Origin of the sequence: Seonamhaeicola aphaedonensis (assembly GCF_003386195.1) — a bacterium.
Taxonomy (GTDB): Bacteria; Bacteroidota; Bacteroidia; order Flavobacteriales; family Flavobacteriaceae; genus Seonamhaeicola; species Seonamhaeicola aphaedonensis.
Map to the genome: position 1 here is coordinate 99,253 of NZ_QRDX01000005.1, position 18,913 is coordinate 118,165.

Sequence of the window (18,913 nt, forward strand, 5' to 3'; positions counted from 1 at the left end):
ACAGGATAATCAACTTGCTATTGTTTTATACTTTTCAAAAGTTAGATTAATATCCAAGTTGAATTCAAAATAATGACTCATCAAACAAAAAAAATTTATCTTTTATTATTATTGATTTTGGTGGTTTTCTCATGTAAACATAAAACCTCCGAAGAAAATATTAAGGAGCAAAAACCTAATCTGCTATTTATTTTTGCCGACCAATACAGGCAAGCCTCTTTAGGGTTTTTAAATGAAGACCCTGTGCACACACCAAACATAGATCAACTCGCTGAAGAGGGGGTGTTTTTTAGTGAAGCTGTTTCAAATAATCCATTATGCAGTCCATATAGAGCTATGCTCATGACCGGCCGCTATTCGCTTTCTACTGGAGTTGTAGAAAATTGCAACTCACAAAGAACAGCGTACGGCAATTATTTAAAAAAAGATGAAGTTTGTATTTCTGATGTTTTGGTTAATAATGGTTATAGCGCAGGTTATGTTGGTAAATGGCATTTAGACGGTCCAGAGCCAACACCACCCGATGTAAAACGCGTTTGGGATACGTGGTGTCCACCAGATAGAAGACATGGGTTCTCTTTTTGGTATGCTTACGGTACTCATAACAGGCATAACGACCCGTATTATTGGACCACCGATGGCGGGGAAGAAGATAAAGTATACCCTAAACAATGGTCGGCAGAACACGAAGCCAATGTGGTTATTAATTATTTAGAAAACAACGAAAATCAACGTAAAAATGATGAGCCGTTTGCCTTATTTTGGTCTATCAATCCACCCCACACACCTTTTACCCAAGTTCCAGAGCGTTATAAAAAACGCTATGAAGGTTTGGATTATAAAGAAGTATTAAATCGTCCAAACGTTCAGTTTAGCGATAACCATGAGTTGAAACGCGGTGATAAAGGTGTAGAGGCCCGATTACATGAAGCTAAAGACTATTTTGCTTCAGTTAATGGTGTAGACGACCAAATAGGGAGAGTTATAGAACAACTAAAAACCTCAGGATTATATGACAATACTATTATTGTGTTTTCTGCCGATCATGGTGAAATGTTAGGAAGCCAAGGCTTGATGCACAAAAACGTATGGTTTAAAGAAGCTTATGCCATACCTTTTATTGTGCATTATCCGAAGAAGCTCAAACCCAAAACAGAAGATTTGTTAATTTCTGTACCAGATTATATGCCAACACTGTTAGGGTTAATGGATTTAAAGAATAAAATTCCAGATGCTGTTGAAGGTCTAGATTATTCTAATCTATTTTTCGATAAAGAAGTCATTCGTCCAGAGAAGCAACTGTACTTTGGAGGAAAAAGTTTTGCATCAAAAGGAGATACTCGAGGGTTTAGAACCAAAGATTATACCTATGCTGTGGTAAAGGGTGAAAATGATGAGAAGTTTCATTACCTCTATCATGATGCCAAAGACCCTTATCAAATGACCAATATTTGGGGTAAAAACCCTAATCTTGACCATAAAATGGAAGTTGAATTAGCAGAATTACTAACCTCTATGAACGACGCTTGGTAAACCTAGACTTTAATAATGAAAATTAACCGCAGAAATTTTATCAAAGGTATCTCTAGTCTAGGGCTGTTCAGTTTATCATATCCTTTACTGTCATCATGTATTAGTAATAAAGATGTATTGACTTTAAAAATCACTAGGATTGAATTTTATCAGTACAATATTAATATTCCGCGATATTTTTCTTTTGGTACATGGTTGAATCGTCAGCACATATTTATGAGAATAACTGCGGGCGACCAGTATGGTTGGTCTGAAATTCCTGCTTCCAGAAATAATCCAGATGTTGATTTGAGTCCATGGGTACATTATGTGAAACAATTCAAGGGTTTAAGTATTGTAGAAGCGCAAAAGTTATTACAATCGCAACAAGTAAAAGGCTCAAAAACATCTTTAAAATTTTTGGAGCTAATGGATATGGGCTTGCTTGATTTAGCAGGAAGACTAGAAAATAAGCCAGCTATAGAGCTACTTGGTTTAAATCATCGAGAGCCAGTGCCTGGGTTATATTGTATTTTACATAAAGATGAAGATAAGGTTAGAGAAGAAGCTCAAAAAAGTTTAGAGCAAAACCTAGGGCATCACATGAAATTTAAAATGTATGGAGATATGGAGGTCGATCTCAAGTTATTGCGAATTATTCGTGAGGTTTTAGGTGAAAAGGCTGTGGTGATTTCTGATGTCAATAAAGGGTATAAAAAATGGAAATCGTTAGAAGAATTGGCTGAGATTCTAAACATTTTTAGAGAAAATGGACTTAATGCTGTTGAAGACCCTGCACCATTAACCACAGAACAATGGATTGCACTTCAAAATACGACTAGAGATTTAGACTTAATTCCAGATGCACCTATGCGACCCGCTTGGGAGGGTGTAGATAAACTACAAAAAGGCATGGGGCGAATTATCAATCTTCATCCTTCTACTATGGGGAGTTTCAACCATACTGCACTGTTGGTAAATAAAGTACAAGACATGGGGGCAAAAGTAATGATTGGTGATGATAGTTTAGTTGGACCTGCATGTTCTGCATGGCAACAAATAGCTATTGGAGCAGGGGCCACTTGGGTGGAGGCTATTGAGAAAGAAGAGGATTCTAAAGACTATATGGAATGTGTATTAAAATCTTCTACTACCAAACGAAGTGATGGTTATTATAAAATGAACTCAAAACCAGGTTTTGGACTAGAGCTGGATGAAAAAAGATTAAATTCTTTTTGTAGTCGTTATATCGATGTTTAGCAAATTAAAATTGAATTATTCTACTCGACATAATTCTACATCCTTAAATTCCACGTGAGCCGTAACATCACCCTCATCACTTGCGCCATAAGCACCATAGCGTGTAACAACGTCTTCTGTGGTATGATTGTGTTCAATAAATACTTTAATATTCCCTATTTTTATTTTTGAAAATGCTGTGCCGTCGGCATCGTAACCAGTTTCGTAAACAAAATCATAATCTTGATGATAGTTTAACGTTGTAAAATCTTTTACATCTCTTGCTCCACCAGTATCTGAGGTGTAAGGATTTGTAGTAGTATGAGTTTCAAGTTGTACTTTGTTATTAGCGCCTTTTTTTGCATAAATTAAAAATTGAGCGCTTCGGTTGGCGCTTCCAGCTTCCTCTCCTTTTAATATATCCCCATTAGCATGTGATTGTATGATACAAGTATTTCCATCGCTTAAATCAATAATTTTTAACGACCCAGAAAGAATCATTTTTTTATTGGTACCTTGTTGTAGGCGTTTGAAAAAGCGTTCTACTCGAGTCTTTGTACCATCGTACCGGATGGGGCCACCAATAATTTTATAACTACCCCAACCATCAGCCAAGTTTTCATACCCTCCAAGAGTACTATCGGTTCTGCAATCTAAGGTGCCTTTATTGTTTGGGTTAGAAACATCATCACAGGATTTTGACCCTAAGGCACTAGGTCCAAGATTTGGAAAATCTGAGGGGTCATCACAGTTTTGATTAGTTGGTGTATTATTCTCAGGCGTTATGCTGTCTTTGGGTTCTTCAGTGGCAGAGTCTTCTTGTTCTACTTCAGAGGTAGGTTTACTAGAGCAGGATATACAAAAAAGTAGAAAAATGCTTAGTACAATTGTACCTCTAATACGGTATTTTAATAGATGCTTTGTCATTGTTTTATTGAGTTCATGCTCTTATTTAGAGTTAAAGGTAAAAATTTGGTAAAATATTAGTATCCTGTTCCATCTAGTTTTCTTTACTCAGAGCGGGAGGGTGCAGGATAATGGAACCCAATAATTATATTATTTTTCGAACATAAATTCTAAATTAAAATTTATAATATGAAAATGAGACAACTATACGTTTTGTTACTACTGGTATTAACCGTATCATGTAATGAAAAATATGAAGCCAAAGGTACTCTGGTTTTTAACAAAGTATTGGTAAATTCCAAAGAAAATCCACAAACCATTGAGAGTGAAACTCCTGTTTTTTCATGGGAGGTTAATGCTGAAGGTTTTAACAAGTCCCAATCGGCCTATCAAATTTTAGTGGCCTCTGCAGAAGATAAGTTGAATAATAATGAGGGTGATATTTGGAATTCTTCAAAAATAAAAAGTACTCAATCTGCACATGTAAAGTTTGAAGGTGAAGCTCTGGAGGCTCTTAAAAAGTACTTTTGGAAAGTAAAGATTTGGGATGAGAAAGGAACATCTTCTAGGTGGTCTGATGTTCAAACCTTTGAAATGGGGTTGATGAATGAAGCTAATTGGGGAGAAGCCAAATGGATTACCCTAAATAAGGATACCAGAACTTCAGAATATCGCTTTAGAGATTATAAAACAGGGCGCATGGATAAGCCAGTTCCTGTAGAGGGGTTTCCTGCAAGTTATTTTAGAAAAGAATTGAATGTTGAAAAAGATATTGAGAATGGGCAAGTTTACATTTGTGGATTGGGATATTATGAATTGTTTTTAAATGGTGAAAAGGTGGGCGACCATGTGTTAGACCCAGCACCGTCAAATTATGATAAGCAAGCTTATTATGTGAATTATGATATTACCGATGATCTAAAATTCGGTAAAAATGCTTTTGGAATTAATTTGGGAAATGGGTTTTACGGACAAAATATTTCTTGGAAAAATGACCCTGAATCCGATAGAGATTTAGCTTTTGGACCACCAACGGTACGTTGTTTAGTAAAGTTGAAATTTGCTGACGGTTCTGAATCCGATTTTTATACTGATGCGTCTTGGAAAGAATCTACAGGACCTATTGTTTTTAATAATATTTATGGTGGCGACACTTATGATGCACGATTCGAAATTGGTGATTGGACAACAGAGGATTACAACGATTCAGACTGGGGTAATGCTAAAGAAGCTTCACCAAAAATTAAAAAGTTTAGTGCGCAACAAATCCCACCAATTAAAAAATTGCAAGAATTGGAACCTCAAAACGTTTTTAAAGGTGCCGATGGCGAATGGATTGTAGATTTTGGTCAAAACATTGCAGGTTGGATTAAGTTAAACGTTAAAGAGAAAGAAGGCCAATTTATTGAAGTAATCACTACAGAAGCGTTATTGACCGATGGAAGTGATATCTTTTTGGGATCCACAGGTGGGGGTGCTAACGGAATGCCTCAAATTTATGAATACATCTGTAAAGGAAGTGAGCTAGAATCTTGGGAACCAAAATTTAGCTATCATGGTTTTAGGTTTGCTAAAGTGAAAGGTGTTTCTACAAAACCAGATGCTAATATGATTAAAGCAGTTTTAGTCGCTACAGATATTCAGGAAACAGGAAGTTTTAGCTCTTCTGATGAACTGTTGAACAAAATGCATAGTATTAGTAAATGGACTATTGTAGACAATATTCATGGCATACCAGAAGATTGTCCACACCGTGAAAAATGTGGTTGGTTGGGTGATGCCCATGCATTTTGTGAGTATGCACTTTATAATTACGATATGTACGATTTCTACAAGAAATATATGGATGACATCCGTACACAAATGCGACCAACAAAAGGGTATAATAATCCAGAAATAAAGTTTCAAGTACCCACCATGATTGCTCCAGGAAAACGCACCTCTACCTATGCAAAAATAGATTGGGGTGTAGCCACCATGTATTTGCCTTGGTACAACTACAAATTTTATGGAGATGATGACATTGTTTTAGAGTATTACGATGCCATGAAAGGCTTAACAGATTTCTATCTAAATTATAAAGGGGAAAATGGAATTATGCAAGATGGTATGGGCGATTGGTGTCCACCACGATGGGATAGAAGATTAAACCCTTCTGCTATGGAGTGTGATCCAATCATTTCGGCGAATGCTTATTTTTATGATGTCTTGGGTATTATGGAACGATTTGCTAAGATGAATAATGATACAGATTATGAGTTGAAAATGAAACAAGAAAAAGAAGCTTTAAAAACAGCTTTTAATAAAGAATTTTTGGTTGAAATTCCGGGTACAAAATACAAATGGTATCAAAGTCAAACAGCAACGGTACAAGCCTTACAATTTGGAATCGTACCAGAAAATGAGGTCGATAATGTGGTAAACGGATTGGTGCACGATATTGTTGCTGTTAAAGGCGGGCATCACTCCACGGGAATCCATGGCAACAGATATATTTATACCGTTTTGTCTAACTACGGAAAAGCCGATTTAGCTTATGATATCTTAACCACACCCGAGTTTCCTAGTCAAACGTATGTTATGAATTCAGGTTTTACAACATGGCCAGAGCGTCAGTTTGTTTGGGAAGACATGGAAGGGCCAACCAATTCTTTAAATCACCCCATGCATACGGGTTTTGCAACGTATTTTTATGAGAGTTTAGGAGGCATACAAACATCTACAGAAAACGCTGGTTTTAAAGAGTTTGTTGTTAACCCGCAATTTCCATCTCAACTAACAAGTACAACTGTTGAGGTGCCAACGCCTTATGGAACCATACATAATGCTTGGAAGTTTGAAAACAATACGTTTAAAATGAATCTTAAAGTACCATTCAATACCAAAGCTAAATTAGTTTTAAGTCAGGAAGAATTAGAATCATTAGTGATTAATGGAAAATCATTTGCTGATGCGAAAAGTGAATACAATTTAGAAATTGAGGAAAACTCAAATGTAATTATTGGTTCTGGAGATTATGAAATAACTTATTCAAAATCTTAACTCATAAAATTTTATGATGTTGGTGTGTTTTAAGTCAGTTATATAGAATATTTAAGTTGAAATATTGCTTATGAAATCATTTAAACCCATATTAATTATTGTTTTTATCATTTCCTTTTTTGGATGTGCTCCTGAAATGGAATTTAAAAACATTGAAAAGTCTAGAGTCATTATTCTTGCCGATATGGGTAATGAACCGGATGAGGTTCAGCAAATGTTACATATGTTGATGTGTTCCAATACTTTCGATTTAGAAGGTCTTATAGCGGTTTCCAGTCCGTTTCGAGGTTTAAATCATCCAAATCCGGAATATCAAACTTTAAAACCTGAATTATTTCATGAGCTTATAGATGCCTATGAAAAGGTGCTACCCAATTTAAAGCTACATGCTAGTGGTTGGCATGACCCAGAGTATTTAAGGCGTATTGTGGTGGTTGGCCAACCAGACAACAGGCGCATAGGTATTGGTGAAGGAAAAAGCACAGAGGGTTCTAATTTGATAATTGAAGCCTTAAATAAGGACGATAATAGACCCATTCATATCATTTGTAATGGAGGCGCTGGAACCATAGCTCAAGCTCTTTTAGACTACAGATCAACCCATAGTGAAGCTGAATTAGAATCAGCTATAAAGAAGCTTTACATATTTGAAAATGCTGGACAAAGTACACTTGGGGCTTGGACGTGTAGGGAGTTTCCAAACATCCATTGGGTTCGAAGTATTTACCAAACCAAAGCTTATGGTGGGCCTTGGGCGCATGACTTAGGTCCTCATCATTGGAAGCCTTTTGATTATAGTGCCAAAGGACAAGACGATTGGGCTAATGAACACGTAAGGACAGGGCATGGACCTTTAGGTGAACTGTATCCTGTGAGAGCTTATATAAATGAAAATGCCTATTTCACAGAAGCATTGCCCAATTTCATTGAAGGAGGCGGAACCATACCATGGATGCGCTTTGTATCTACAGGGCTAACAGACCCTACACAGCAAACTTGGGGAGGTTGGAGCGGAAGATACACCCTTGAAAAAGTAGAGAATATTCCAGCGCGATTTGATTTTGTGGCTAAAGAAGAAGCACAGTTTAGGACTTGGGCGATGTACACTGACGCTAAGGACAGATGGACAGACCCTGAAACAGGTAAACAATACGCCGATAAAAATGTGGGTATATTCAGATGGCGACAAGCCATGTGGAATGATTTTAAAGCAAGAATGGATTGGTGTGTAAAGCTATTTGATGAAGCTAGTCATTACCCTACAGCAGTAATCAATGGTGATGAAAGTGATGCTATTTTATTTTTGGAAAGTAGAACAGGTAAAACATTGACTTTTGATGCGTCAATGTCCACAGACCCTGACAATGATAGTTTGAGTTATAATTGGTTTATATACTCAGAAGCAGGGGATATGCCATATAACAAAGCACTCCCTATTGAAAATGCTTCAGCGAGTAAAATAGCGTTTGAAACTCCAGATGATGCGCAAGGTAAAGTGTTGCATCTGATACTTGAAGTTTGGGATGATAATAAAATAGTTCCTTTAGTCGATTATAGGCGTGTGGTAATTAAGGTTAATTAAAAATGAATTTACGATGAAGAGATATGTGATTTATGGTTTAGTTGGTGGCTTGTTTTTGTTGTGGAACTCATGCAAACATAAAGGAAAAACTGAAGTAGTTTCCTCAGAAGTAATTGAAGAAAATATAAAGGAACCCACCATTGTTGAGCAAATAACTGTCGATTCTGTCTGGGCTGCCAATGGCGTTGCTTTCGATTTAAAAACGGTTGGGAATCAACAGTATGTGGCCTATTTTGATAGAGATAGAATGATGACTGTGGCTTCAAGGCAGTTGGATAGCGATAAATGGATTAAAAAAACCTTACCTAACCAGCTTATTTGGGATTCTCATAATTATGTAAGTTTGGGTATTGATGAAATGGGGTACATTCATGTGAGTGGCAATATGCATGTAGACCCTTTGGCTTATTTTAAAAGTGAAAAACCTTGGGATATCACTACTATGGTTGAGTTAAATGCCATGGTAGGTGATGATGAAACAAGGGTAACATATCCTAAGTTTTTTAATGATAAATCTGGAAAACTATTATTTTCTTATAGGTCAGGGAGTTGTGGCAACGGTAATATTTTAATCAATCATTTTTTACCAAAAGAACAACGATGGGAACGTTATTTAAATAAACCATTATTTGAAGGCATTGAAAAAGATGATGATAGAGCTGCTTACCACAAGTGGGTTAAAGATTCTAAAGGCGATTTCCACTTTGTTTGGATGTGGCGCTGGACCCCAGCTGTGGAGACCAGCCATAATATAGCCTATGCAAAAACTCCCGATTTGGTGAATTGGGTAAATGGTGCAGGAGAAACAGTGAATTTACCGTTTAAACCCGAAGACGAAAAGGTGATGGTGGATGCCACACCATCAAAAGGTGGTTTGCATAATAGTAGGTATAAATTGTTTTTAACACACAATGATGAACCTATAATTGGTTACACTAAGTATGATGAACAAGGATTGACACAATTGTATCTAGCAAAATTGGTAGAAGGCAAGTGGGTTTCAAAGAAAATATCAAATTGGGATTTTAGATGGAAGTTTGTTGATGGTGGTGCTTTTATGACTATTGGAGGTAAATTTGATTTTGTTGGTGTTTCAAACGATAATATATTGGCAATAGATTGGGAAACGGAAAAGGGTGAATCAGGTCAGTATTTAATGGATTTAGAAACTTTGAAGCATATCGATGGTACAGCTGAAATTCAGCTTAAACACCCTAAAGGTATAGAAAAACCTTTAACCAATAGAGAGGGTATGCTGGTTAGAATGGCTTATGATAAGGGGAAAATTGTTAATGATAATTCAAAATATGTACTGAAATGGGAAGCCAAACATGGTGGCTTTAGGCAGCATGCACCTAAAGTTATTCCAGAGGGGCCCATTAGTGAATTAATATTACTTAAAATACAGTAGAATTAAGTAGCTTTATGCGGCTTTTTAAACTTAATCATCAGGCTGCTGATTATTTTAGAATAGGACTGGATTCTCTTTATTTATGAATTGGTTTCTGAGTGAAACATATAATAACTAAATGACAAATAAATTAAATTTAATTAAATGAAAAACTTTTTAATGGGCTTACTTTTATTGAGCATTGTATCATCCTGTAAAGTTGAAAAGAGTGATTTTGTACCGCTTTTTAATGGCAAAAACCTAGAGGGTTGGGAAGTTAAAAATGGAACAGCACCTTTTACTGTTGAAGATGGTGTAATTGTGGGAACTTACGTAGGAAATACACCAAATACATTTCTGTGTACTAAAGAATCATATTCAGACTTTATTCTCACATTTGAAAGCTACCTTGAAGATGATGCGAATTCTGGGGTGATGTTCAGAGCTCAGAGCAGACCTGACTATATGGATGGTAGGGTGCATGGTTATCAAATGGAAATGGATCCGTCTAAGCGAAAATGGACGGGTGGTATTTATGATGAGGCCAGAAGAAAATGGTTGTACAATCTTGAACGAAATCCAGAAGCAAAGAATGCATTCAAACTCAACGAATGGAATACGTTTCGAATTGAAGCAATCGGAAACAACCTCAGAGTTTGGGTTAATGGAGTACAAACTGCAGACTTGGTTGATGATATGGATGACTCTGGATTTATCGGGTTACAGGTGCATTCCATAGGAAAGAAAAAGGAGATTGAAGGCAGGCAGGTGAAATTCAAGAATATCAAAATATGCACAACGAATTTAGAGCAAAACCGAAAGGTGATTGAAACACCTATTGCCCAAAATAGTTACCTCACCAATCAGCTTTCCGAAAGAGAAGTAGCAGAAGGCTGGAAACTCCTTTGGGATGGAAAAACAACTGAAGGTTGGAGAGGCGCTAAACTAGATGCATTTCCCGAAGAAGGTTGGTCTATTGAAGATGGCATGCTAATTGTAGCAGATTCAGGAGGAGAAGAGTCTGAAAATGGAGGCGATATAGTAACTATTAAAGAGTACTCAAGCTTTGAGTTGCAAGTAGATTTTCTATTGACTGAAGGGGCTAATAGTGGTATCAAATATTTTGTGGATACAGAACTCAACAAAGGTAAAGGGTCATCCATCGGATGTGAGTTTCAAATACTGGATGACAAACGGCATCCAGACGCTAAAAGGGGGAAGGATGGCAACCGAACTTTAGCATCACTATATGATATCATCACGGCGAATGCTCAAAAATTTAATCCCGATTTACCTTACAATAAAAAACTTGTCAGTGTGCACGAGGGTAAATACATTTGGAATCGTGCAAGAATTGTAGTCAATGGAGCTGATGTTGAGCACTATCTAAATGACATTTTAGTAGTGAAATATAATCGTAGCGGTCAACAATGGAGAGACCAGGTAGCGGCGAGTAAATACAAAGATTGGCCAAATTTTGGTGAAGCCGAATCAGGAAACATCCTGCTTCAAGACCATGGAGATCAGGTGTTTTATAAAAATATAAAAATTAAAGAATTATAATTATGAGTACTTCAAGAAGGAATTTTATTAAGAAAACGGCGGCTGGCACCGCTGGAATAATAGCGGGAGGTCTTTCAATGTCTGCTCAAAGTTATAGGAAGATTATAGGTGCAAACGATCGAATCTATGTCGCCATTGCCGGTTTAGGACGCAGAGTAGGAGGTATTTATACCCCCATTACCATGGCAAAAAATAATGTAGAACTGGTTTATCTGTGTGATGTTATGGAAAGTCAACGCCTTAAAGCGGCTAAAACGTTATCAGACAAATTAGATTATACACCTAAACTAGAAAATGATATTCGTAAGGTTTTGGCCGATAAGCAAGTCGATGCATTTTTTAATATTACCCCAGATCATTGGCATGCACCAGGATCTATTATGGCATTAAAAGAAGGAAAACATGTCTATGTAGAAAAGCCTTGTAGCCATAATATGGCCGAAAATGAACTACTAGTTGCAGCCCAAAAGAAGTACAACAAAGTGGTACAGATGGGTAACCAACAACGTTCGGCAGAACATACCATTGAAATTGTTAAGGAAATCAAAAACGGTATCATCGGTACACCATATAAAGCCTTGGCTTTCTATAATAATAGAAGAGGCGAAGTGCCTTTACAAAAGCCAGCTCCAGTTCCAGATGGTTTAGATTGGGACTTGTTTCAAGGGCCAGCAGTGAGAAGAGAATATACCTCAGAAACATGGAATTATAATTGGCATTGGTATGGTTGGAATTACGGTACAGCCGAGTTAGGAAATAATGCCACACACGAATTAGATGTAGCACGTTGGGCACTAGGCGTTGATTATCCAAATTTTGTTCAGGTTGATGGTAGAAAAACAGCATTCATTAACGATGGGTGGGAAATGTATGATACTATGGAAGCAAAATTTGAATTCGATAATAATACCACGATAGTTTGGGATGGTAAAAGCCGAAATTCATATTCTACTTATGGAGCGGGGCGCGGAACGATTATCTATGGTAGCGAGGGTACTGTTTTTGTTGATAGAGGTTTGTACCATCTTTACGACCGCAAAGGAGAACTAGTCAAAACTGTAGATAGCAAAAGTAAAGAAGGTGGTTTAGCACTTGGAGGCGGTGGTGGTATCACCACGTTGCATGTAGAGAACTTTTTCGACGCCATTAGGGGCAAAGCGTCTTTATTCGCTCCAATAGATGATGCCTCAATTAGTATGGCATTAGTACACTATGGTAATGTGGGATATCGTATTAATAAAGACTTTAAAGTAGATTCCAAAACTGGTAAAATGTTAGATAAGGATGCCATGAAACTTTGGGGTAGAGAGTACGCCAAAGGCTGGGAGCCTAAGTTATAAATTACATTTAATGGCAAGAACGAGAAGAGACTTTATTAAATTAAGCTCACTATCTGCTACGGCTATTGGTCTGGGGTTGGTAGCTTGTAATTCTAAAGAGAATTTTAAATTAGCTGAAGTTCCAGATTCAGAACGTATTAAGGTTGGTCTTATTGGTATAGGAAACCGTGGGAAAAGCATACTAAAAGCATTAGAGTTTGTGCCTGAGATTAAAGTAGAAGCATTGTGTGATACTTTAGAATTTCAAATGGATACTGCTAAACAATATATAGCAAATGAAGTAAAAACGTTTACTGACTTTAAGGCACTTTTAACATTACAAAATATAGAGGCTGTAATCATTGCAACACCATTGCATGAACATTTTAGAATAGTCATGGCTTCATTTGAAGCAGATAAACATATTTTATGTGAAAAGACTTTAGCCTACAACATAGATCAATGCAAAGAGATTAAGAAAAGAGGAGATCAAAGCAATAAAGTTTTTCAGGTATCCTATCAATATCAATTGCATCCAGTTTTTAATGCCATAAAAAACATTATCAATGAAGGATATTGTGGTACTATTACGCGCATTGATTGTTATTGGGATAGACATAGTAATTGGCGAAGAAAGTTACCAGACCAATCCCTTGAACGTCAAATGAATTGGCGTATGTACAAAGAATACTCAGGAGGATTAGTAGCTGAATTAGGTTCTCATCTATTAAATATGGTAGATAACTTATTGGGAGCACATCCAACAAAAATTGTTGGTACTGGAGGGATAGATTATTGGAAAGATGGACGTGAAACGTTTGATAATGTGAATGTTTTGTTTGATTACCCCAATGGTGTTAAGGTAGGATTTTATTCTCAATTAAGTAATAGTTACGAAGGGTATCAGATGAAAATCTATGGAGATAAAGCAACCATTATATGTCATGGTATGAATAGTGCCGAAATTATTCCGGAGGGTAAAAAGGTTGACGAAAAATGGAAGGATAGTGTGGATAGTGTAACGGGAGCTTCAATTAAGATACTTGATAACGATAAAAAAAGAAAAATTTACCCAGCCAAAAACGAGCATATTGTATATCCAACAGACAATGATAATTTTAACGTTACCTGGCGTTTGTATAAAAATTTTGTAGCAGCCATAAAAGGTGAAGAAGATTTGTTATTAGGACTAAAGGATGGCTACCAAAGTGCCATTTCGGTTCATTTGGCAAATGATGCCATTCGTAATGAAAAAATTGTAAAATGGTTGCCTGAATATGATATCTAGAAATTAATAATCTGAATGAAAATAATAGATTGTAAAATATTGGGTCTGTGTGCTCTTGTATTGGGATTTACTTTGGTGTCATGCCAGTCTAAAACAGAAAAAAAAGAAACTACAGTTATTCAAAAAATAACCACGGCTAAAACAGGAAGCTTTGGTGACCAAGGCGATGGTACTTACATCAATCCTGTGCTAAATGCGGATTATCCCGATTCTGATGTAGAACAGGTGGGAGACACATATTATATGATTACTTCCAAACAACACATGTCTCCGGGAATGCCTGTTTTGGAATCTAAAGATATGGTTAACTGGACCAATGTTGGGCATGTGTTTGATAGTTTGTCTTGGGCACCAGAATACAATTGGGATAGAATGAATGGCTATTCTTTTGGCACTTGGGCAGGCGATTTAGCTTATCATGAAGGCACTTGGTACTGTTACCAAATAGATTACCAACATGGTTTAATGGTTGCAACAGCAAAATATATTACAGGACCTTGGAGTAAACCAATTTTTATGTTGCCTAAGTCGGAAGTTTTAGATGATCCCGCTGTGTACTGGGATGAAGAGACCCATAAAGCATATGTTATAGTAAACACAGCAGGCAAACAAAAAAGTCCAGATAACAAAATTGAAGGCAACGAAAATCGGATATATGAAATGAGTTGGGATGGTACAAAAATCCTAGACGAAGGTAAATTAGTTTATACAGGTATGGGTGCAGAAGCTGCCAAAATTTATAAAATAAATGGTATTTGGTATATCTTTTTGGCACAATGGACCATGGGTGACCGTTCTACAAAACCTGGGGTTAAAAATCCTAAAAACGATAGAAAACAAATCGTACTGCGTTCCAAAGAAAGTATTTATGGTCCTTACGAAGTAAAAACTGTCTTAGAAAAAGGTACAGCGTTTAATGATCGTAGTGCTAGTCAAGGAGCTTTAATGCAAGCTCCTGATAAATCGTGGTGGTATATGCATCAACTTATTCAAAATGACACCATTCCATTTCAGGGGCGCCCACAGTGTTTAGAGCCTGTAAACTGGGTAGATGGTTGGCCAATTATTGGGGTTGATGAAGATAATGATGGTATTGGAGAGCCAGTAAAACAATACAAAAAGCCAATTGATGGCTTCCCGATTACTGCACCAAGCTCCGATGATGATTTTTCGTCCCCAAAACTAGGATTTCAATGGGAATGGAACCACAACCCTAGAATTTCACACTGGTCGTTAACAGAACGTCCTGGTTGGTTGCGTCTAAAAGCAAGTAAAGTATTACCTAACGAAAAAGGCTATGGGCCAAATATTAATGAGTGGACTAACAACGATGGTTCCGATTCCGATTTTTGGCGTGCATGCAATACCTTAAGTCAACGTATTATGGGCACAACCACTGGAACTGCGGTGGCAAAGTTCGATATTTCTGGTATGCAACCACATCAACTGGCAGGCTTTGTGCGCTACGGAGGTGTGTTTAATTTGTTAGGTATTGAGGTGGATGAAAACGGAGAAAAGCACATTTTTTATATGGATACGTTTGGTGAAAAAACACAAGGTCCACAGATTGTTGGTCCAGATTTTTACGTACGCACTACTAATAATGGTAATCAAGCGAATTACGAATATAGTGTAGATGGTGAATATTATTCAGATTTTGGGCCAACCTTCACTATTGCGTTTGGTAAATGGACCGGTGACCGTTTAGGCTTCTTTTCATGGAACGAAAAAGAAGATGCTGGCTACATTGATGTTGATTGGTTTACCTATGATTACGATGGGCCAAAAGCCGCAAAAGAATAAAAATTTAAATTAAAAACTACTTATGAAGTATATAAAGTTATTGCAAATTGCTCTATTGTTAACCGTTTTATGTTGTAAAAGCAACCAACCAGATGTCGTTAAAATTGATAAAAAACCAAATGTGTTATTCATTTTGGTTGATGATTTAGGCTATCACGATTTGGGTGTCACAGGAAGTGATTTTTATGAAACACCAAACGTAGATAAATTGGCAACCGAAGGGGTTATGTTTACCAATGGTTATGCAGCAAGTAGGGTTTGTAGTCCATCTAGAGCTAGTATCATGACTGGTAAATTTACGGCACGTCATGGCATAACAGATTGGATAGGGGCAAAGGCAGGAGAAGAATGGCGTATAAGAAACAGACACGATAAAATGTTGCCAGCAAATTATGTGATGCAATTACCAAATGAAGATGTAACGATTGCCGAAGCGTTTAAAGAGCATGGGTATATAACCTTTTTTGCAGGTAAATGGCATTTAGGAGGCAAAGGGTCTTATCCAGAAGATCATGGTTTTGATATTAATATTGCAGGTATTGATGCAGGGTCACCAAGGGGTGGTTTCTTTTCGCCTTGGAGTAATCCTAAATTAAAAAATAAGGAAAAAGGCGAAAATCTAACTATGCGGTTAGCAAACGAAACGGCAGATTTTATAACTAAACATAAAGACTCTGCTTTTTTTGCATACTTGTCATTTTATGCAGTGCATGCACCCGTGCAAACCACGCAACAAAAATGGGCTAAGTACAGAAATAAGGCCGATAGTATGGGGATTGCCGAAACTGGTTACGAGATGGAACGTGTATTGCCCATTAGAAGAATTCAGGATAACCCTGTTTATGGTGGTTTGGTGGAATCTATGGATGATGCGGTTGGTGTTGTTTTAAAAGCATTAAAAGATAATGGACTGGATGAAAATACCATTGTGGTATTTACCTCAGATAATGGTGGTGTTGCCTCGGGAGATAACTATGCCACTAGTAATTTGCCATTACGAGGTGGTAAGGGCTACCAATGGGAAGGTGGCATAAAAGAACCTTTTTTTGTTAAGGTACCTTGGTTAAACTACATAAAATCTACGGAAGTACCTGTGGTGAGTACCGATCTATATCCTACGCTGTTGGATTTGGCAAATCTTCCCTTAAAAAATGAGCAACATTTAGATGGTGTAAGTTTAAAGCCTTTACTTGAGGGATCTCAAAAAGAAATCAATAGACCTTTATTTTGGCATTATCCGCATTATGGTAATCAAGGAGGAGAGCCTTCTTCCATCATACAAAAAAATGGTTGGAAGCTTATTCATTACTGGGAAGACGGACGGGAAGAATTGTTTAAGTTACCTTCCGAAGAAAAAGATAATGAGAATGTAATATCTCAGTATTCGGATATCGCTAATAATTTAAAAAATGAACTTCTCACATGGTTAAAAGAAGTGAATGCGGCCTATCCAATCACAGATACCGAGTTTAACGCTACTAAGCGCAAACAATATTTGCAAAATATGGTAAACAAAAAACTACCAAATTTGGAAGCGCAAAGACTGGAAATGTTATCTCCAGATTTTAAACCTAATGATGATTGGTGGGGTAGTCAGGTTTATAAGGATTAAGCAGTTTTGTATTTGTCTATGCCATTAAGATTAAGAGTGTAAATAAAAAAAGGAGATGAAATATGAACATCTCCTTTTCAAAAAAACTAAAACAAAACTAACTAACTACTACATTTATTTTAATCATATTAATATCCAGGATTTTGTGGCTGCAAATTAGGGCTAACTTCTAATTCTCTGATGGGGATGGGGTAGAGTAGCTCATCAGCCGTAATTATATAAGACTCTGGTTCTATACCAACAATGTCTGATGAAGGCATAGTTGGGTTTGCAAGCTCTTCTTGACCATGTGCAGTCATTACTTCAACAGCTTTACCAGTTCTTACCAAATCAAACCAACGATGATTTTCAAAGGCTAGTTCAACTCGTCTTTCCTGAGCAATAGCATCTCTAAAAGCGGCTTGATTTGGCAAATCTGTAGGAGTCAATGCAGGTAAACCAGCACGTGTTCTTACCATATTGAGTAAATTAAAAGGTGTATCGGTTTGATATCCCTGCTCGTTGATGGCTTCTGCTTGCATGAGTAAAGCATCAGCATATCTGTAAATTGGCCAATTATCTGGTGTTCTAGCAAACTCAGGATCTGAATCATTATCATATTTTTTAATATACCAAACAGGGCTTGGGTTTCTGTCAAAATAGGCTACAGAGATATCTTTTCTTAAATCATTAGGTTCATAAGCGTTAACAATACTGTTTGTAGGAATATTTCTTCCACCCCCCCCATCGGGACCTACAACAACCACACCTCTAGAATCTAATGGCGCAAACGTGTAAATAAATCTACTAGATTCACCTTCTGGACCTTCTTTGAATTGTGCTTCAAAAATAGATTCATCATGGTTTTTGTTTGACGGATCAAAAACTGCTGCATAATCATCTAGTAAACTATATTGATTAGAACCAATAATACTGCTTAGTTGGGATTGCGCATTGGCATAGTCTTGTCTGGTTAAATATACTTTAGCTAGTAACATTCTAGCAGCTCCTTGAGTAGCTCTTCCTACATCGCTTCCAGAGTAGGATACTGGTAAAGCAGACACAGCAAAGTTAGCATCAGAAATAATAGACTCGTAAACTGTATTAGCAGGAGTTCTAGTAATTGCAAATGCTTGTTCAGGAGATGTTATAGGTTCTAATACCAAGGGAGTGTCTCCCCAATAGCGAACGGCGACAAAATAAAAATAAGCTCTAAAGAATTTAAGTTCTGCTTCGGTGCGCTTTTTAAAGTCCTCATTAAGATCAGCACCTTCTAAAAAAGATAGGGTAAAGTTAATATCTTTAATGGCATCATAAATTAAAGTCCAATATACATTTATCCAAAATGCTCCAGAATCCATAGTAAAGCGATCTATAAAGTTGAATTGTCGGCTACCACCAAGTTGACCACCATCAAGAAGTTGGTCGGGCATGGTATTGTCAGATCTTACTTCTTCGAAAATATAAGCATCTGTTACATATTTCTGTAGTGCAGAGTAAACAGCAATGGTGGCTTGTTCAAAATCTGCCTCAGTTTTGTAGAAATTACCATCTGTCTGAAAAGTCTCAGGTGGGATGTTTAAAAACTCTTCGTTACAACCAGTAATGGCGAAAACGATAACAAGAAATGACACATTTCTTAACCTTAAAATTGAATTATATATTTTCATTGTATCTT

12 protein-coding genes are annotated in these 18,913 nt (G+C 36.9%); 10 read left to right on the top strand and 2 right to left on the bottom strand.

The annotated features are described in order from the left end of the window. The first annotated feature begins 72 nt into the window (after window positions 1-72). Together DFQ02_RS09475 and DFQ02_RS09480 are read left to right on the top strand one after the other, a co-directional pair. A complete protein-coding gene (locus DFQ02_RS09475) occupies window positions 73-1,533 on the top strand; it encodes a sulfatase family protein (protein WP_116524190.1) in 1,461 nt (486 codons plus the stop codon). Window positions 1,534-1,548: 15 nt separating this feature from the next. Then, entirely contained in the window at window positions 1,549-2,772 is a 1,224-nt protein-coding gene (locus DFQ02_RS09480; RefSeq protein WP_116524191.1) for a mandelate racemase/muconate lactonizing enzyme family protein, read from the top strand. 15 nt (window positions 2,773-2,787) lie between these two features. On the opposite strand, the gene DFQ02_RS09485 is transcribed toward DFQ02_RS09480, so the two are convergent. Then, on the bottom strand, window positions 2,788-3,678 hold the full coding sequence (locus tag DFQ02_RS09485; RefSeq protein WP_116524192.1) for a hypothetical protein: 891 nt from the start codon (window positions 3,676-3,678) through the stop codon (window positions 2,788-2,790). A 174-nt stretch (window positions 3,679-3,852) separates the two neighbouring features. Between DFQ02_RS09485 and DFQ02_RS09490 the strand changes: the two genes are divergently transcribed. The 8 genes from DFQ02_RS09490 to DFQ02_RS09525 all read left to right on the top strand — a co-directional run bounded on the left by DFQ02_RS09490 (window position 3,853) and on the right by DFQ02_RS09525 (window position 17,256). Then, on the top strand, window positions 3,853-6,699 hold the full coding sequence (locus tag DFQ02_RS09490) for an alpha-L-rhamnosidase (RefSeq protein WP_245940249.1): 2,847 nt from the start codon (window positions 3,853-3,855) through the stop codon (window positions 6,697-6,699). A 70-nt stretch (window positions 6,700-6,769) separates the two neighbouring features. After that, window positions 6,770-8,281 carry a nucleoside hydrolase-like domain-containing protein gene (locus DFQ02_RS09495; protein ID WP_116524194.1) on the top strand — a complete coding sequence of 504 codons (1,512 nt, stop codon included), beginning with the start codon at window positions 6,770-6,772 and terminating at the stop codon, window positions 8,279-8,281. A 13-nt stretch (window positions 8,282-8,294) separates the two neighbouring features. Further along, window positions 8,295-9,692, top strand: coding sequence for a BNR repeat-containing protein (locus DFQ02_RS09500; protein ID WP_116524195.1), 1,398 nt, complete (start codon window positions 8,295-8,297; stop codon window positions 9,690-9,692). 144 nt (window positions 9,693-9,836) lie between these two features. After that, window positions 9,837-11,234, top strand: coding sequence for a 3-keto-disaccharide hydrolase (locus DFQ02_RS09505; protein ID WP_116524196.1), 1,398 nt, complete (start codon window positions 9,837-9,839; stop codon window positions 11,232-11,234). 2 nt (window positions 11,235-11,236) lie between these two features. Continuing rightward, on the top strand, window positions 11,237-12,574 hold the full coding sequence (locus DFQ02_RS09510) for a Gfo/Idh/MocA family protein (RefSeq protein WP_116524197.1): 1,338 nt from the start codon (window positions 11,237-11,239) through the stop codon (window positions 12,572-12,574). Between the two features lie 10 nt (window positions 12,575-12,584). Then, window positions 12,585-13,841, top strand: a complete 1,257-nt coding sequence (locus tag DFQ02_RS09515; RefSeq protein WP_116524198.1) for a Gfo/Idh/MocA family protein — start codon at window positions 12,585-12,587, stop codon at window positions 13,839-13,841. 15 nt (window positions 13,842-13,856) lie between these two features. Continuing rightward, window positions 13,857-15,644 (top strand): glycoside hydrolase family 43 protein, encoded by a 1,788-nt coding sequence (locus DFQ02_RS09520; protein ID WP_116524199.1) that lies wholly within the window; start codon window positions 13,857-13,859, stop codon window positions 15,642-15,644. 22 nt (window positions 15,645-15,666) lie between these two features. Next, window positions 15,667-17,256, top strand: a complete 1,590-nt coding sequence (locus DFQ02_RS09525; RefSeq protein ID WP_116524200.1) for a sulfatase — start codon at window positions 15,667-15,669, stop codon at window positions 17,254-17,256. 128 nt (window positions 17,257-17,384) lie between these two features. On the opposite strand, the gene DFQ02_RS09530 is transcribed toward DFQ02_RS09525, so the two are convergent. Continuing rightward, window positions 17,385-18,905, bottom strand: a complete 1,521-nt coding sequence (locus DFQ02_RS09530) for a RagB/SusD family nutrient uptake outer membrane protein (protein WP_116524201.1) — start codon at window positions 18,903-18,905, stop codon at window positions 17,385-17,387. Window positions 18,906-18,913: the final 8 nt, after the last annotated feature.

Excerpts from the sequence above, each read along its gene's own strand:
- DFQ02_RS09515 (WP_116524198.1), top strand. The coding sequence starts at position 12,585 with ATGGCAAGAACGAGAAGAGACTTTATTAAATTAAGCTCACTATCTGCT.
- DFQ02_RS09480 (WP_116524191.1), top strand. The coding sequence starts at position 1,549 with ATGAAAATTAACCGCAGAAATTTTATCAAAGGTATCTCTAGTCTAGGG.
- DFQ02_RS09500 (WP_116524195.1), top strand. The coding sequence starts at position 8,295 with ATGAAGAGATATGTGATTTATGGTTTAGTTGGTGGCTTGTTTTTGTTG.
- DFQ02_RS09530 (WP_116524201.1), bottom strand. The coding sequence starts at position 18,905 with ATGAAAATATATAATTCAATTTTAAGGTTAAGAAATGTGTCATTTCTT.
- DFQ02_RS09490 (WP_245940249.1), top strand. The coding sequence starts at position 3,853 with ATGAGACAACTATACGTTTTGTTACTACTGGTATTAACCGTATCATGT.
- DFQ02_RS09525 (WP_116524200.1), top strand. The coding sequence starts at position 15,667 with ATGAAGTATATAAAGTTATTGCAAATTGCTCTATTGTTAACCGTTTTA.
- DFQ02_RS09475 (WP_116524190.1), top strand. The coding sequence starts at position 73 with ATGACTCATCAAACAAAAAAAATTTATCTTTTATTATTATTGATTTTG.
- DFQ02_RS09485 (WP_116524192.1), bottom strand. The coding sequence starts at position 3,678 with ATGACAAAGCATCTATTAAAATACCGTATTAGAGGTACAATTGTACTA.
- DFQ02_RS09495 (WP_116524194.1), top strand. The coding sequence starts at position 6,770 with ATGAAATCATTTAAACCCATATTAATTATTGTTTTTATCATTTCCTTT.
- DFQ02_RS09505 (WP_116524196.1), top strand. The coding sequence starts at position 9,837 with ATGAAAAACTTTTTAATGGGCTTACTTTTATTGAGCATTGTATCATCC.
- DFQ02_RS09510 (WP_116524197.1), top strand. The coding sequence starts at position 11,237 with ATGAGTACTTCAAGAAGGAATTTTATTAAGAAAACGGCGGCTGGCACC.
- DFQ02_RS09520 (WP_116524199.1), top strand. The coding sequence starts at position 13,857 with ATGAAAATAATAGATTGTAAAATATTGGGTCTGTGTGCTCTTGTATTG.